The following is a 14,454-nucleotide window of genomic DNA, read 5'->3' as shown; positions in this document are numbered from 1 at the left end:
AAAGCTAAGGATCAGCCGATGAAATCCGCAGTCATCGTCTTTCCCGGACTCAATCGCGACCGCGACATGATCGCCGCTTTGACCAAGGTTTCCGGTACGGCTCCGGCCACGGTCTGGCACCAGGACGCCGAACTGCCCGACGTCGACCTCGTGGTCATTCCCGGCGGCTTTTCCTATGGCGACTATCTCCGCTGCGGCGCCATCGCGGCGCGCTCGCCCATCATGGATCAGGTCCGCCAGCACGCCGCGCGCGGCGGCAAGGTGCTGGGCGTGTGCAACGGCTTCCAGATCCTAATAGAGGCGGGCCTGCTGCCCGGCGCGCTGATGCGCAACAAGAGCCTCAAATTCGTCTGCCGGGAGGTCAAGCTCGAAGTGGTCAATGCGGACACCGCCTTTACCCGCGGCTACACCAAGGGCGAAGTGTTCCGCTGCCCGGTGGCGCATCACGACGGCAACTACTTCGCCGATAGCGAGACGCTCAACCGCGTCGAAGGTGAAGGCCAGGTGGCGTTCCGCTATGCCGAGGGTACCAATCCCAACGGCTCGCTCAACGATATTGCCGGCGTGTTCAACGATGGCAAGAACGTCCTCGGCATCATGCCGCACCCGGAAAACCTGATCGAACTGGCCCATGGCGGCGACGACGGCAGGGCGCTGTTTGCAGGTCTTCTCGGCCAGGCTGCCTGAGGTGGATCCGCGCGCGCCCGTCAAGCCACGGACGCTGCTGCTCTGGCTCGGCCTCGGTTTCGGGGCCGGAGGACTGATCCTGCAATTTGTGCTGTCCTACCAGGGTGCCATGGCCAATGGCCGTGACATTCCAGGTTTCCTCGGCCACTTCTTCACCTTCTATACGATCCTCACCAACATCGTTCTGGTGCTGATCTACCTGTCGGAGCTCTCGGCTGCCGCGTGGCTGGCGCTGTTCCGCCAGCCGCTCGTGCGTGGCCTGATGGCGGCCAATATCGCTTTGGTGGGCCTCTACGTCTTCTTCGTGCTGCGCCACCTCACAACGCTGGAGGGCCCGCTGCTGCTGGCCGACACGCTGCTGCACTATCTCTGCCCGGTGCTCTACCTCTTGTGGTGGCTGCTGCAGCCGCACGGCGCTCTGCGGTGGAAGCAGCTGCCGCTGATGCTGGCGCCGACCTTCGTTTATTTCCTTTACGCCATGGCCCGTGGCCTCTGGGTTCAGGAATATCCCTACCCCATCCTCAATGCGATACAGCTCGGCTATGGCCAGGTCGGCATCAATGCCCTGACCATGACCGCCGGGCTCACGGTGCTCTGCGCCGTCGTGATCCTGCTCGACCAGTTTTTGTTCCGCCAATCCCGGACCGCCCGATGACCTATCAGAACAACATCGCCATCACCCCCCAGCTTGTGGCTGACCATGGCCTCAAGCCTGACGAGTTCGACAAGATCGTTGCGCTGATTGGCCGGCAGCCCACCTATACCGAGCTCGGCATCTTCTCGGCCATGTGGAACGAGCATTGCTCCTATAAGTCGAGCAAGAAGTGGCTGAAGACCCTGCCGACCTCCGGGCCGCGCGTCATCCAGGGCCCCGGCGAGAATGCCGGCGTGGTCGATATCGGCGACGGTCAGGCCGTGGTCTTCAAGATGGAGTCGCACAACCACCCGAGCTTCATCGAACCGTACCAGGGCGCGGCCACCGGAGTCGGCGGCATCCTGCGCGACGTCTTCACCATGGGCGCCCGCCCGGTCGCGGCCATGAACGCCCTGCGCTTCGGCGCGCCCGACCATGAGAAGACCCGTCACCTCGTCTCGGGCGTCGTGGCCGGGGTCGGCGGCTATGGCAATGCCTTCGGCGTGCCCACCGTCGGCGGCGAAGTCGAGTTCGACGAGCGCTACAACGGCAACATCCTGGTCAATGCCTTCGCTGCCGGCCTCGCCGACACCGACAAGATCTTCTATTCCAAGGCCGAAGGCGTAGGCCTCCCGGTCGTCTACCTTGGCGCCAAGACCGGCCGTGATGGCGTCGGCGGCGCCACCATGGCCTCGGCCGAATTCGGCGACGACATCGAGGAAAAGCGCCCCACCGTCCAGGTCGGCGATCCCTTCACCGAAAAGCGCCTCCTGGAAGCCTGCCTCGAACTGATGGCGACCGGCGCCGTCATCGCCATTCAGGACATGGGTGCGGCGGGGCTCACCTGTTCGGCGGTCGAAATGGGCGCCAAGGGCGACCTCGGCATCGAGCTCGACCTCGACAAGGTGCCGGTGCGTGAAACGCATATGACGCCCTACGAGATGATGCTGAGCGAATCTCAGGAGCGCATGCTCATGGTGCTCCATCCCGAAAAGGAAGCGGCGGCCCGCGCCGTGTTCGAGAAGTGGGAGCTCGATTTCGCCACCGTCGGCTATACCACCGATGACCTGCGCTTCCGCGTGAAGTGGCAGGGCGAGGAAGTCGCCAACCTTCCGATCAAGGAACTCGGCGACGAAGCCCCCGAATACGACCGCCCTTGGATCGAACCGGCCAAGCCTGCGCCGCTTTCCGGCGATGTGCCGCAGATGGACGTGGCCGATGCCCTGCTCAAGCTCGTCGGCAGCCACCAGATCGCATCGCGCCGCTGGGTCTATGAGCAGTATGACACCATGATCCAGGGTAACTCCCTGCAGCGCCCCGGCGGCGACGCCGGCGTGATCCGCGTCGAGGGTCACGACACCAAGGCGCTCGCCTTCTCGTCGGACGTGACGCCGCGCTATTGCGAGGCAGATCCCTTCGAGGGTGGCAAGCAGGCGGTGGCAGAATGCTGGCGCAACCTGACCGCCACCGGCGCCGAGCCGTTGGCTGCCACCGACAACCTCAACTTCGGCAACCCCGAGCGCCCCGAAATCATGGGCCAGTTGGTCCATGCCATCAAGGGCATCGGCGAAGCCTGCCGTGCGCTCGACTTCCCGATCGTTTCGGGCAATGTCTCGCTTTACAACGAAACCAACGGCCGCGGCATCCTGCCCACGCCCACCATCGGCGGCGTCGGCCTCTTGCCCGATTGGAGCAAGATGGCGCGCATCGGCTTTGCCGGTGCCAACCAGGTCATCCTCCTGGTCGGCGCGCCGCCCAGCCGCGGCACCCATCTCGGGCAATCGATCTACCTGCGCGACCTCTTCGGCCGCAAGGACGGCCCTGCACCGCATGTCGACCTCGCGCACGAAAAGCGCACCGGCGACTTCGTGCGCAAGCTGATCCGCTCCGGCGTGGCCACTGCCTGCCATGATCTCAGCGATGGTGGCCTCGCCGTTGGCCTGGCAGAAATGGCGATTGCCTCTGGTATCGGGGCTACCGTCACCGACCTCACCGATCATGACCCGATCCTGCAGTATTTCGGCGAGGACCAGGGCCGCTATCTCGTGACGGTAGCGCTTGACCCGCAGGGGCCGGAACTGGGCGCGCTGTGGGAAGACGCCAGCAGCCTCGGCATCTTCGCACCATGGATCGGCACGACCGGCGGCACCGAACTGGTGCTGGGCGCGGCGCGGGCGATCCCCGTCAGCCAACTGCAGTCAGCGCATGAAGGCTGGTTCCCCAACTATATGGACGGCGCGGCTGCATAATCACCGCATCTGCCTTATGATCGCCGCTCTTTGTTGTGCTTTGGCACGCAAGGGCGGCGTTCTTGTTTGGAGAGTTTGATGCAGTTTACCCGTGCCCTCGTGGCCCTCTCAATCAGCCTCCTGCCGGCCGCCGGTTTTGCGCAGGAAGCGGGCGTCAGCGGCTCGCCCCTGCCCGACCAGCCCTATACGCTGATCTATCCGCCCGAGATGGTGGTCGAGGGCGGCGAGCTGGGCGGCCCGGTGACCATCAATCACCCGACCGTACCGCTGCAATGCGTGCTTGCCGTGATCCCGGTCGAGGAAACCAGCTGGACTGCGGAAGGGGCGCTGGCCTCGCTCGATGCCACAGCCGTTGCCGCAGGCTGGGCCGAGACGCTGCCGGGCTTCACCCTCGGAGCAAGTTCCGTGACCAATTACCAGTCCGGCCCTGCCCTGCAATATGAAGGCACGAGCCCCGGCGCCGACGAATCGGGTCCCGTGACCCTCGTCCACACCGAAACGGTTTCGGAAGGCCATGGCTATACGCTCGATTGTTTCTATCCCACCGAAGTGGCGGCCGAGGCCCGGCCGCTGGCCGACTACATCATCGCCAACTTCGCCACGACGCAGGATGCAGCCGAGGTTCGGCCGCTGCCATAGCGCCCGTTATTGAAGGGCCCTCTCCGCCATGCCATATCATGGTGACGGCTGGCGCTTCGCCGGCAGCAACGAGGAGTAGTGCCATGGCCATGGATGCCAGCGAAATCGAACGCCGGATCAAGGCAGCTCTCCCCGATGCCGAGATCGAGATTCGCGACCTGGCGGGCGATGGCGACCATTGGGCCGCCACGGTGAAATCGGAACAGTTCCGCGGCAAGACGCGCGTGCAGCAGCACAAGCTGGTCTACGATAGCCTGCAGGGCGACATGGGCGGCGCCCTCCATGCCCTGGCGCTGCAAACCGTCGTTCCGGACTAATCCATGTCGCTGCGCGACTCGCTCGACCTGATCCGCACTGTCCGGCCCGATGCCGGCACCGCTGCGATCGAGCACGAGATCCTGGGGGAACGCGCCTCCTCGCTGGGCGCGGCGGAGCAGCGCGTGATCAAGGCCGTTGCGGCCCTTGCGGCAGCAACCACCGACCGGCCGGAACGACTCGCCGAAGCGCGCAAGTTCGTCTGGGAATATTTCGTGCAGCGCGAGCTCGCCGGTTTCCGCAAGCATGCCGACGTGATTCAGGACCTGCAGATTTCGCCCGAAGTCCTTGCCGGACTTGGCGCAATGGCAAAGCCGAAGCCTTGACCCGCGCCGTGTTCTTCGACGTCGACGGGGTGCTGGTCAACGGCATCCACGCCCGTCCGGAACTGTCGCGGCGATGGGATCAAACGCTCATGGAGGACATGGGCGTCGATCCGCAGCGCTTCACCCAGGAGTTCATCTTCGACGTCTTCGTCAAGAAGGTGAGCGTGGGGCAGATGTCGGTGATCGATGCGCTGGAACGCCACCTGCCCTCGCTGGGCTACAAGGGTTCGCCGATGGTGTTTCACCACTATTGGCTGACGCAGGACAGCGTCTTGAACGAGCCACTGCTCGATGTGGTCCGCCAGCTCAGGCAACGGACGGACCTCCGCCTGTTCATCGCCACCAATCAGGAGCATCTTCGCGCCACCTGGCTATGGAGCCATCTTGGACTCGCGGACTTGTTCGAAGACATCTTCTATTCGGCCCGTGCCGGCATCCGCAAACCGGAACCGGGCTTTTTCGACTTCATTGACGGCAAGATCGGCCGGCAGGTGGAGCCGCCGCTCTTTTTCGACGACAGCCCCAAGGTCATCGACGGCGCCCGCCGCCACGGCTGGGAGGCGGTGCTGTTCAACACCGTGGACGACTGCCGCAACCATCCCTGGATTGCCGAACGGCTGAACCAAAGCTAGGGCTTCTCTATCTCGGGGGAAGTTCAGCCATGAAGACCATCATCACCTTGTCGGCCGTCTTGTTCGGCCTGTCGGCAGCGCCGGCCTTGGCCGAGGCGCAGTGCTACCAGAGTGACCAGTTCCTGGTCATCGCACAGGAGCGGGTGGACGAGGTCGGTACCGATTTCATCATCCGCCCGCCCGTCAAGGGCAAGATCGCTTGCCGCTTCGAAGTCTCGGACGACGACCAGCTGCTCGGCGATCCGGGCGACCCACTCCACTTCGAGCAACTGGTTGGGCAATATCTGATCCTGACCCGCTCCACCGGGCCACAGGGCGACCTCGTGATCTACGATCTTGCCGCCGACCTCTGGATGCCCCTTCTCGACGTGCGCGCCGAAGACGAGATCACCGTCACCGACAACAGCGTCACCTACTGGCAACAGCTGATCCGCGGCACGGCAACCAACTGCCCGTCCTTTGCCGAAAATCAAGGCATGGGCCTGGGCTCGATGATCTATGAGGAGCGCGTACTCGATCTGGAGACGGTTACGGTTTCGGCGACTGGCCAGACCCGCTGCTCGAGCACGCAATAGCGCTATCGCCTTTTTGCGATGGTCTCGACAGCGCCACATCGCTGTCCTATCTAGAGGCAACAGCAAGCGGCCCTTGACCCCGCCTATCGAAAGGTTTTCCCCATGACCGACATCAACGCCTTCATCGACGACAAGGTAAAGAACAACGACGTCTTCCTGTTCATGAAGGGCTCGCCGGATTTCCCGCAATGCGGCTTCTCGGGCCAGGTCGTCCAGATTCTCAACTATCTCGGCGTCGACTATGGCAGTGCCAACGTGCTTGAAAGCGCCGAACTGCGCGACGGCATCAAGGCCTATACCAACTGGCCGACCATCCCCCAGCTCTATGTGAAGGGCGAGTTCATCGGCGGCGCCGATATCGTGCGCGAGATGTTCCAGTCGGGCGAACTGCAGACCCATATGCAGACCGCCGGCATTCCGGTAAAGCAGTCGGCCTGATTGCTTCCGTCGCTGATTGAAAAGCCGGGCTAGTGCCCGGCTTTTTCTTTGGCTTCGAAGTCAGCCGAGAGCCTGATCTCGCGCAGCGGCCGCACGCGCCGCGTGGCCTCGGCATAGGTGGGGTGCGCCTTATACGCCTGGAGCGCCGCCGCATCGGCGAATTCGCCATAGACCACCACGTCCACCTCGTTGGAAATCTGGTCCAACTTGCTGTTGCGCGTCACTTCAAAGTGGGTGGAGTGGGGAATGGTGCCGAGCAATTCCAGCCCCTTGCAGATCTCGTCGATGTTGTCTGGCGACTTGGCGGTAAAGAATACGATGTGGCGGATCACGACACGGCTCCAGTGGACGACGGCCTTGTAGAGGGGATCGGCGGCGGGGTTAAGTCATCAGCGTCCGTGATGGAAGCCATTCAGCAATATTGCTTTGCGTGATGATGTCGCAGGCGTAGATAGGGTGTCCAACGCGGATGCTCCCCATGAATACCTCATCGCTTCGTCCTGCAGTGCCCCTGCTCGTGCTGATCATCGCTGGCTGCGTCATCGCGGCGATCGGCAATGGCGTGCGCACCAGCTTTGGCCTGTTCACGCTGCCCATGACCACCGATCTGGGGCTGACGCGCGAGCAGTGGGGCATGGCCATGGCCATCCAGAACCTGGCCTGGGGCATCGCGCAGCCTTTCGCCGGCGCCTATGCCGACCGAGTCGGCACGGGCCGCACCATTGCCGCCGGCGCCGCCATCTATGCGCTGGGTCTCTTCGGCATGGCCTTCTCGCCCGATGCGGGCCTTCTGACCCTCACCGCCGGCATCGTGACTGGCGTCGGTATCGCGGTCTGCTCCTTCTCGGTGGTGATGGCTGCCTTTGGGCGCTCTGTGCCGGCCGACAAGCGCTCGCTGATCTTTGGCGTCGCCACCGCCGCCTCGTCCTTCGGCCAGTTCGCCTTTGCCCCCATCAGCCAGGGCTTCATCAATGCTGTTGGCTGGCATGCCGCGCTGCTCTACCTCGGCATGGCGCTGTTGCTGATCATCCCGCTGAGCTTTGCCCTGCGCGGTCGCACCGAAAATCCGGTGGGCCATGCCGACCTGCCCTTCATGCAGGCGCTGGCCAAGGCCTGGGGTCACGGCTCCTACAAGCTCCTGGTGATCGGCTTCTTCGTCTGCGGCTTCCACCTCGCCTTCATCAATGTCCACATGCCGGCCTATCTGGTGCAATGCGGCCTGTCGCCGGAGGTGGGCAGCTGGACCATTGCCGTCATTGGCCTCTTCAACATCGTCGGATCGCTGCTGGCGGGCTATCTGGGTGGCAAGCTTCCCAAGCAGCTGCTGCTGGCCTCGATCTATTTCCTGCGCGCCATCGCCATCGGGGCCTTTCTCCTGATCCCGGTCAGCGAGATCACCGCCTATGCCTTCGCTGCCGCCATGGGCCTCCTTTGGCTGTCGACGGTGCCGCTGACCGCAGGGCTGGTCTCGCTGTTCTTCGGGGCGCGCTATATGGGCATGCTCTATGGCGTCGCGTTCTTCAGTCATCAGCTCGGCTCGTTCACCGGCGTCTGGCTGGGCGGCTTCGTCTATGACCAGACCGGCTCCTATAGCCTGGTCTGGTATCTCGGCATCCTCCTGGGCCTGGCTTCGGCAGCCCTCCACATCCCCATCAACGAGCGCAGCGTACCCCATTTTGCCGCCAGCCCGGCCTGAGGCGAGCATCGGTTTTTACCGATAGATGCTTGCCAAAGCCGGTTTGGGGGTTCATGTTCCGCCCAGACCTTTGGCGCTGCCTCCCCTCGCGCCCCCTTCTTTCGAGTCCAATTCCATGTCCGATCATTTCACGCGGGTGCTCTCGCGCCCTGAATTCATTGCCCTCATGGCGGCGCTGATGGCGCTTAATGCCCTGGCCATCGACGTCATGCTGCCAGCCCTGCCCTATATGGGCGAGGCGCTGGGCGTCGTCAGCGAGAATGAGCGCCAGTATGTGGTCTCCTCCTATATGCTGGGCATGGGCATCGCCGTCCTGGCCTTCGGGCCGCTGTCGGACCGTTTCGGCCGGCGCGGGCCGCTGCTGGCCGGCATGGGCATCTATATCGCTGCGGCCATCGCCGCTATCTTTGCGCCCAGCTTTGCGACGCTCCTGATCCTGCGCTTCATCCAGGGCATGGGCGCGGCCAGCGTGCGCGTGATCGCCATGTCGATCGTCCGCGACCGTTACTCGGGCCGCGAGATGGCCGAGGTCATGTCGCTGACCTTCATGGTGTTCATGGCCATCCCAATCATCGCGCCCGGCATCGGACAGGTTCTGCTGCTGACCGGTCCTTGGCAGACGATCTTTATCTTCATGGGCCTCTTGGCCGCCGCCTTCTGGGCCTGGACCTATTTCCGCCTGCCCGAGACGCTGGCCGTTGAACATCGCCGCCCGCTGACCTTCTCGGGCATCTTCCAGAGCTTCAAGATCGTCTTCACCAATCGCGTGGCCATTTCCTATGGCCTGGCCGGCACCTTCATGTTCGGCGCGCTCTTTGGCTTCATCAGCTCGAGCCAGCAGATCTATGTCGATATCTACGGGCTCGGCGTCTACTTTCCGGTGGCCTTCGCGGCCATGGCCGGGCTGATGGCGGTCTCGTCCTTCACCAACTCAAAGATCGTGCGGCGCTTCGGCATGCGGCGCCTGTCGCATGGCGCCATCCTGTCCTTCACTGGCTTCAGCGCCATTTGGCTCGCCTTTGCCTTAAGCGGTTACCTCCCGCTCTGGCTGTTCTTCTCGCTTCTCTCCATCATTATGTTCAGCTTCGGCTGGGCCTCGTCCAACATGAACTCGCTTTCCATGGAGCCGCTCGGCGCCGTGGCGGGCACGGCGTCGGCAGTGTTCGGCTTCATCCAGACCGTGGGCGGAGCGCTGATCGGCAGCTATACCGGCCAGCACTTCGACGGCACCACCGTGCCGGCGGCCACGGGCTACTTCGCCATGGGCGCACTGGCGCTGATCTTCATCCTGATCGCCGAGAAAGGCCGCCTCTTCGGCGTCGGCGAACAGTATTCGCATGGCGAGACCGTGGTCATGGCCGACCACTAGGCTCCAGGGATCGCAGCCGGACCTTCGATCTGGCTGCGATCGCTATAGACGTGGTCGACGAGACCCCAGTCCCGCGCCTGCCCGGCGGTCATGTACTTGTCGCGCTCCAGCGCCGTCTCCACCTCTTCATAAGTGCGGCCGCAATGGCGGGCATAGATGTTGTTGACGAGCCGCTTGAGGCGCAGGCTTTCTTCGGCATGGATCAGGATGTCGGTGACCTTGCCCTGGTAGCCGCCTGAGGGCTGGTGCAGCATGATCGAGGCGCTCGGCAGGCAGATGCGCTGCCCCGCTTCGCCACCCGCCAGCAACACCGTCGCAGCCGACGCCGCCATGCCCAGGCACAGCGTGCCAACCGGCGCCTTGATGAACTGCATCGTGTCATACATGGCCAGGGCTGCGGTCACGACGCCGCCGGGCGAGTTGATATAGAGAAAGATCTCCTTTGCCGGGTTCTCGGCCTCCAGAAACAGCAGTTGCGCGCTCACCAGCGACGCCATCATGTCCTCGATCTCGCCATTGACGAAGATGATCCGCTCCCGCAGGAGCCGGGAGTAGATGTCGAAGGAGCGTTCGCCCCGGCTCGATTGTTCGACAACCATAGGGACGAGCTGCATCATGTCGCGCATGGGCGATCTCCTGGTTTGAAAAGTAGGTACGAAGTCTCGGTCGACACCCTTCCCCTTGCGGGGAGGGATCAAGGGTGGGGGGCGTTTGGCCACGAAGCGCAACGTGGCTCCCGACCCCCTCCCAACCTCCCCCATCAAAGGGGGAGGAGCGGTTCGGCGTATGCGGCGCGCTAGGCGGCCAACATCATCATCTCATTGTTGTTCGCGGCCACAGGCACGGCAACCGGCGCATGGGTCAGCCTGAACCAGGTACCGCCAGTCTCGGTGGCGGATAGTTCGAAGGTGACGACGCTGTCCTCGAGGCCAACCACGGCGCCCTGCCCGGCTTCGCGCCAGCGATAGCTGAGGCTGACATTTTCTTCCGCGCTCACCACCGCCAGGTCCACCGGCGCCTTGGGCTTCAGCCAGCGCTGGAGGTATTCGGGCACGGTCAGGGCGCGCCAGACCTTTTCCACCGGTGCATCCAGCTCGCATTCAAAGACCAGGTCTTGCGGCTCCGTCATTGATCCATCTCCTTGAGCAGGTCCTTGAGATTGTCGATCTGGCTGGGCCAGAAGGCACGGTACTTTGCCAGCCACTGGTGCAGCGGCGCCATGCCTTCGGGCGCTACCCGATAGTGGGCGAAACGCCCCTCGCGCCGCTCGCTGATCAGCCCCGCGCCACGCAACACCGCCAGGTGCTGGCTCATGGCGGGCTGGGAAATGCTGAAGCCCTCGCGCAGCTCCGTCGCCGTCATCTCGGCCGAAGCCAGACGCTCCAGCACGGCACGGCGCGTTGGGTCAGCCAGCACTTTGAAGATATCGGTTTCGCTCATGGGCTATACATAAGCACACACTTATGTGTAACGCAACAGCCGAGTTCGGCATGCCGCATCAGCGGCGCTGATGCTGCCCATTTACGCAATTTGATTGATCCGGGCACCCGAACCTCGTCAGATGCCAGCGACCATCCCAACCCGCAGAGTTTCCATGCCCATCACCACCGGCCGCCCCTATCTGGCCATTCCCGGCCCGTCGGTTTCGCCCGAGCGCGTGCTCAATGCCATGCATCGCACGGCGCCCAATATCTATGAGGGTGAGTTGGTCGAGATGACGCGGGCGATGATTCCCGATCTCAGGCGCGTGGCGATGACCCGTCAGCATGTGGCGATCTATATCGCCAACGGCCACGGCATCTGGGAAGCGGCCAATTGCAACATGTTCTCGCGCCGCGACCGGGCGCTGCTCGCCGCCACCGGGCGCTTCGGCCATGGCTGGGCGGAAGCGGCAAAGGCGGTGGGTGTCGATGTCGAAATGATCGACTTCGGCAAGTCGCGTGCAGCCGATCCGCAAAAGATCGCCGACGCGCTTCGGGCGGATACGGGCCACAGGATCAATGCGGTGATGGTGACCCATGTCGACACCGCTTCGAGCGCCAGGAGCGATCTCCAGGCGGTGCGCCAGGCCATCGACAGCGTCAGCCATCCGGCGTTGTTGGCCGTGGATGCGGTGGCGTCGCTTGGTTGCGACGAGCTCCGCATGGACGACTGGGGCATCGACGTCGTGCTGGGGGCCAGCCAGAAGGGCCTGATGCTGCCGCCGGGCCTGGGCTTCATCTGGTTTTCCGACAAGGCGCTGGAGCGCTCGGCCACGAGCGACCTGGTCACGCCCTACTGGAACTGGCGGCCGCGCGGCACCGGCGCCGAGTTCTGGCAGTATTTCGGCGGCACGGCACCAACGCATCACCTTTATGGCCTGCGCGAGTCGCTGACCATGATCCTCGAGGAAGAAGGACTCGAACAGGTCTGGCAGCGCCATCGCCGCCTCGCCAGCGCCATCTGGGCTGCTTTCGCGGCCTGGGGCAAGGATAGCGGCATTGCCCTCAACGTCGCCGAGCCCGAGGCACGCGCCTGGTCGGTCACCGCTGCCCGTATTCCCGAAGGCGGCGCCGGCGCCTTGCGGCGCTGGCTCGAGCAGGAGGCAGGCGTGACGCTGGGCATCGGGCTCGGGATGGCCATGCCGCACGAGCCGGCCTACCAGGACTTTCTCCGCGTCGGCCATATGGGGCACGTGAACGCCCACATGACGCTGGGCGTGCTGGCGGCCATGGAAGCGGGCATGCAGGCGCTGGGGATCCGGCACGGCGGCGGTGCGGTAGAGGCAGCGGCTGGGGCGCTGGTGGCAGGGTAACTACCCGGCTTGGCCAATCACCGGCTGTCACCCTCGGGCTTGACCCGAGGGGTCTGCACCTGCTGGACGCCCGGTAAGTGCAGTGTCCTCGGGTCAAGCCCGAGGATGACGATCGGGGGTGTGGGGGCTTCATGTCGAAGGCACTTGCGAGGCGGAACCGTTCCCCTGCCGCTCATCTGAAATCGTGGCTAGCCACCGGCCGTCACCCTCGGGCTTGACCTGAGGGCTCTGCATGAGGATGGTTCGGGAAGTGTAACGCCCTCGGGTCGAGCCCGAGGGTGACGATTGGAGATGTGGCGCGCTCCTAAAACGCAAACACTTCCCGGCGCAAAACATCCCAGCTGGCGCGGTCGGCGGCCAGCAGCAGGCCGCCATCCACATGGTGCGGCAGATAGGGTCCGCCATCGAGCCGAGCCGCAAAGGCGCCGGCCTCCTGCGCGATCAGCGTGCCGGCCAGGTGATCCCAAGGCATGAGCTTGTTGTAGCACATGAACTGCGCGTGGCCGGAAACGAAGGTCCGGTATTCATGCCCAGCGCAGCGATAGTTGGAGAGGAGCCGCACCTTGCTTGTGTTCTGGAGGATCTGCGCACGCTTGTCGGCGGGCATATAGGCCACCGAGGCCATGCCGACCATCTCCGGCAGCGGCAGCGGCGCCGCGACATGCAAACGCACAGCCTCGCCGCTCGGCCGGCGCAGCCAGGCGCCACCGCCCTTTTCGGCCATCACCCAGTCGTCGCCCATCGGGTCGTAGATGATGCCGGCCACGGTCTCTCCGCCCGACACCACCGCTGCCATGGTGGCAAAGAGCGGCAGGCCGGCCGCATAATTGGCGGTGCCGTCGATGGGGTCCACCACCACCGCAAGCTCCGCCTCCGCCAGGCGCGGCAACAGCGCCGGATCGGCCGCAACCGATTCCTCGCCCACGAACAGCGCCGAGGGCATCCACGCGGCGACGCGAGCCTTGATCACCGCTTCGGTCGCCGTATCGGCTTCTGTCACGAGGTCGATGGCCTCGCTCTTGGTGTGGACCATGCTGTCGTCGAGCCGACGAAAGCGCGGCAGGGCCTCGGCGCGGGCAGCATCGCGCAGGATGGCGGCCAGTTCCATGATGTCGAAGGTCACGATTGGGTCCTTTTGTCGAACAGGCCGGCAAAGTCGAAGAGCTTGGGATCCAGCATATGGCTGGGATTGATGTTGCCCAGCGCGCGGATCATCACGTCCTTGCGGCCGGGCATGCGCTTTTCGATATCGTTGAGCATGGCCTTCATCGCATTGCGTTCCAGCCCGTCCTGCGAGCCGCAGAGGTCGCAGGGGATGATCGGGAAGGCCATGGCGTCGGAAAAGCGCTGCAGGTCGTCCTCGGCGCAATAGATCAAGGGCCGCAGCACTTCGAGGTCGCCCTCATCGTTGAGGAGCCGCGGCGGCATGGCGGCAAGCCGGCCACCATGGAACATGTTCATGAAGAAGGTTTCGAGGCTGTCGTCGCGATGGTGGCCCAGCACCAGGGCGGTGCAGCCTTCCTCGCGCGCAATGCGGTAGAGATTGCCGCGGCGCAGGCGCGAACAGAGCGAGCAATAGGTGGCGCCCGCCGGCAGCTTTTCCGTCACGATCGAATAGGTGTCCTTGTATTCGATGCGATGCGGGATGCCGAGGCCCTCGAGGAACTCGGGCAGGATGTGCTTGGGGAAGTTGGGCTGCCCCTGGTCGAGATTGCAGGCGACCAGTTCCACCGGCAGCATGCCGCGCCACTTGAGGTCCAGCAGCAACGCCAGCATCGAATAGCTGTCCTTGCCCCCCGACAGCGCCACCAGCCACTTTTCGCCCGCCCGCACCATGGCGAACTTTTCCAGCGCCTCGCGCGTATTGCGGATCAGGCGCTTGCGCAGCTTGTTGAACTCGCCGCTCCTTGGCGCATGGCTATAGATGGGGTGACCGCCCGAGACATCCTCGGCCTGGTCGGTGTCGATGGGCAGGGCCTGGTTCATCATCTGCCTTTGCAAGGGAGCGCTGCCGCCTCTCTTAGTGCAGTCCGCCAATTGATGCCACCGCCGCGCGCCAGCGCTCAAACAAAAAGGCCGCCCCGAGAGGCGGCCTTTTCG

Annotated in this window: 18 protein-coding genes; 12 read left to right on the top strand and 6 right to left on the bottom strand. The window is 64.1% G+C overall.

What is annotated here, in order from left to right:
- The first annotated feature begins 18 nt into the window (after positions 1-18).
- From purQ to grxD, 9 genes are all read left to right on the top strand, one after another.
- The gene (purQ, locus tag VIL88_RS04300) at positions 19-687 is read left to right on the top strand and encodes a phosphoribosylformylglycinamidine synthase subunit PurQ (RefSeq protein ID WP_331986358.1); all 669 of its coding nucleotides are present in this window, start codon (positions 19-21) and stop codon (positions 685-687) included.
- A complete protein-coding gene (locus VIL88_RS04295) occupies positions 632-1,342 on the top strand; it encodes a Pr6Pr family membrane protein (RefSeq protein ID WP_331986356.1) in 711 nt (236 codons plus the stop codon). Before purQ ends, VIL88_RS04295 begins: the two co-directional genes overlap by 56 nt.
- Positions 1,339-3,570: a phosphoribosylformylglycinamidine synthase subunit PurL gene (gene purL / locus VIL88_RS04290; RefSeq protein WP_331986354.1), complete on the top strand. Its 2,232-nt coding sequence runs from the start codon at positions 1,339-1,341 to the stop codon at positions 3,568-3,570. Before VIL88_RS04295 ends, purL begins: the two co-directional genes overlap by 4 nt.
- Before the next feature lie 78 nt (positions 3,571-3,648).
- On the top strand, positions 3,649-4,209 hold the full coding sequence (locus VIL88_RS04285; protein ID WP_331986352.1) for a hypothetical protein: 561 nt from the start codon (positions 3,649-3,651) through the stop codon (positions 4,207-4,209).
- 83 nt (positions 4,210-4,292) lie between these two features.
- Positions 4,293-4,526, top strand: coding sequence for a BolA family transcriptional regulator (locus VIL88_RS04280; RefSeq protein WP_331986350.1), 234 nt, complete (start codon positions 4,293-4,295; stop codon positions 4,524-4,526).
- Positions 4,527-4,529: 3 nt separating this feature from the next.
- Complete coding sequence (locus tag VIL88_RS04275) at positions 4,530-4,850, top strand: DUF6665 family protein (RefSeq protein ID WP_331986348.1); 321 nt, start codon at positions 4,530-4,532, stop codon at positions 4,848-4,850.
- Complete coding sequence (locus tag VIL88_RS04270; protein ID WP_331986346.1) at positions 4,847-5,482, top strand: HAD-IA family hydrolase; 636 nt, start codon at positions 4,847-4,849, stop codon at positions 5,480-5,482. Before VIL88_RS04275 ends, VIL88_RS04270 begins: the two co-directional genes overlap by 4 nt.
- Before the next feature lie 29 nt (positions 5,483-5,511).
- The gene (locus VIL88_RS04265; RefSeq protein WP_331986344.1) at positions 5,512-6,057 is read left to right on the top strand and encodes a hypothetical protein; all 546 of its coding nucleotides are present in this window, start codon (positions 5,512-5,514) and stop codon (positions 6,055-6,057) included.
- A gap of 102 nt (positions 6,058-6,159) precedes the next feature.
- A complete protein-coding gene (gene grxD, locus VIL88_RS04260; RefSeq protein ID WP_331986342.1) occupies positions 6,160-6,495 on the top strand; it encodes a Grx4 family monothiol glutaredoxin in 336 nt (111 codons plus the stop codon).
- Positions 6,496-6,524: 29 nt separating this feature from the next.
- Here the strand turns inward: grxD and VIL88_RS04255 are convergent, their stop codons facing one another.
- On the bottom strand, positions 6,525-6,827 hold the full coding sequence (locus VIL88_RS04255; RefSeq protein ID WP_331986340.1) for a Dabb family protein: 303 nt from the start codon (positions 6,825-6,827) through the stop codon (positions 6,525-6,527).
- Between the two features lie 146 nt (positions 6,828-6,973).
- Between VIL88_RS04255 and VIL88_RS04250 the strand changes: the two genes are divergently transcribed.
- Both VIL88_RS04250 and VIL88_RS04245 read left to right on the top strand, forming a co-directional pair.
- Positions 6,974-8,191, top strand: coding sequence for an MFS transporter (locus tag VIL88_RS04250; RefSeq protein ID WP_331986338.1), 1,218 nt, complete (start codon positions 6,974-6,976; stop codon positions 8,189-8,191).
- A gap of 25 nt (positions 8,192-8,216) precedes the next feature.
- Positions 8,217-9,560, top strand: coding sequence for a multidrug effflux MFS transporter (locus tag VIL88_RS04245; RefSeq protein WP_331986336.1), 1,344 nt, complete (start codon positions 8,217-8,219; stop codon positions 9,558-9,560).
- Here the strand turns inward: VIL88_RS04245 and VIL88_RS04240 are convergent.
- From VIL88_RS04240 to VIL88_RS04230, 3 genes are all read right to left on the bottom strand, one after another.
- Positions 9,557-10,186, bottom strand: a complete 630-nt coding sequence (locus VIL88_RS04240) for an ATP-dependent Clp protease proteolytic subunit (RefSeq protein ID WP_331986334.1) — start codon at positions 10,184-10,186, stop codon at positions 9,557-9,559. The two genes, VIL88_RS04245 and VIL88_RS04240, sit on opposite strands and share 4 nt — an antisense overlap.
- A gap of 170 nt (positions 10,187-10,356) precedes the next feature.
- Positions 10,357-10,689: an SRPBCC domain-containing protein gene (locus VIL88_RS04235; protein ID WP_331986332.1), complete on the bottom strand. Its 333-nt coding sequence runs from the start codon at positions 10,687-10,689 to the stop codon at positions 10,357-10,359.
- Positions 10,686-11,000, bottom strand: coding sequence for a metalloregulator ArsR/SmtB family transcription factor (locus tag VIL88_RS04230; protein ID WP_331986330.1), 315 nt, complete (start codon positions 10,998-11,000; stop codon positions 10,686-10,688). Before VIL88_RS04230 ends, VIL88_RS04235 begins: the two co-directional genes overlap by 4 nt.
- 154 nt (positions 11,001-11,154) lie before the next feature.
- Here VIL88_RS04230 and VIL88_RS04225 point away from each other — a divergent pair, with 154 nt between their 5' ends.
- Entirely contained in the window at positions 11,155-12,354 is a 1,200-nt protein-coding gene (locus tag VIL88_RS04225; protein WP_331986328.1) for a pyridoxal-phosphate-dependent aminotransferase family protein, read from the top strand.
- 304 nt (positions 12,355-12,658) lie between these two features.
- On the opposite strand, the gene VIL88_RS04220 is transcribed toward VIL88_RS04225, so the two are convergent.
- Both VIL88_RS04220 and ttcA read right to left on the bottom strand, forming a co-directional pair.
- Positions 12,659-13,462 (bottom strand): inositol monophosphatase, encoded by an 804-nt coding sequence (locus tag VIL88_RS04220; RefSeq protein ID WP_331986567.1) that lies wholly within the window; start codon positions 13,460-13,462, stop codon positions 12,659-12,661.
- A gap of 11 nt (positions 13,463-13,473) precedes the next feature.
- A complete protein-coding gene (gene ttcA, locus VIL88_RS04215) occupies positions 13,474-14,340 on the bottom strand; it encodes a tRNA 2-thiocytidine(32) synthetase TtcA (RefSeq protein ID WP_331986565.1) in 867 nt (288 codons plus the stop codon).
- Positions 14,341-14,454 lie beyond the last annotated feature (114 nt).

This window comes from Devosia sp. (assembly GCF_036563435.1).
Lineage (GTDB): Bacteria > Pseudomonadota > Alphaproteobacteria > Rhizobiales > Devosiaceae > Devosia.
The sequence above is the reverse complement of the archived record's forward strand: the minus strand, read 5'-3'. Positions and strand labels throughout refer to the sequence as shown.

Coding starts and splice junctions, on each gene's coding strand:
- VIL88_RS04220 (WP_331986567.1), bottom strand. CDS start 13,462: ATGGAACTGGCCGCCATCCTGCGCGATGCTGCCCGCGCCGAGGCCCTG.
- VIL88_RS04235 (WP_331986332.1), bottom strand. CDS start 10,689: ATGACGGAGCCGCAAGACCTGGTCTTTGAATGCGAGCTGGATGCACCG.
- purQ (WP_331986358.1), top strand. CDS start 19: ATGAAATCCGCAGTCATCGTCTTTCCCGGACTCAATCGCGACCGCGAC.
- VIL88_RS04275 (WP_331986348.1), top strand. CDS start 4,530: ATGTCGCTGCGCGACTCGCTCGACCTGATCCGCACTGTCCGGCCCGAT.
- purL (WP_331986354.1), top strand. CDS start 1,339: ATGACCTATCAGAACAACATCGCCATCACCCCCCAGCTTGTGGCTGAC.
- VIL88_RS04230 (WP_331986330.1), bottom strand. CDS start 11,000: ATGAGCGAAACCGATATCTTCAAAGTGCTGGCTGACCCAACGCGCCGT.
- VIL88_RS04250 (WP_331986338.1), top strand. CDS start 6,974: ATGAATACCTCATCGCTTCGTCCTGCAGTGCCCCTGCTCGTGCTGATC.
- VIL88_RS04295 (WP_331986356.1), top strand. CDS start 632: ATGGCGGCGACGACGGCAGGGCGCTGTTTGCAGGTCTTCTCGGCCAGG.
- ttcA (WP_331986565.1), bottom strand. CDS start 14,340: ATGAACCAGGCCCTGCCCATCGACACCGACCAGGCCGAGGATGTCTCG.
- VIL88_RS04245 (WP_331986336.1), top strand. CDS start 8,217: ATGCTTGCCAAAGCCGGTTTGGGGGTTCATGTTCCGCCCAGACCTTTG.
- VIL88_RS04280 (WP_331986350.1), top strand. CDS start 4,293: ATGGCCATGGATGCCAGCGAAATCGAACGCCGGATCAAGGCAGCTCTC.
- VIL88_RS04225 (WP_331986328.1), top strand. CDS start 11,155: ATGCCCATCACCACCGGCCGCCCCTATCTGGCCATTCCCGGCCCGTCG.
- VIL88_RS04240 (WP_331986334.1), bottom strand. CDS start 10,186: ATGCGCGACATGATGCAGCTCGTCCCTATGGTTGTCGAACAATCGAGC.
- VIL88_RS04265 (WP_331986344.1), top strand. CDS start 5,512: ATGAAGACCATCATCACCTTGTCGGCCGTCTTGTTCGGCCTGTCGGCA.
- VIL88_RS04285 (WP_331986352.1), top strand. CDS start 3,649: ATGCAGTTTACCCGTGCCCTCGTGGCCCTCTCAATCAGCCTCCTGCCG.
- grxD (WP_331986342.1), top strand. CDS start 6,160: ATGACCGACATCAACGCCTTCATCGACGACAAGGTAAAGAACAACGAC.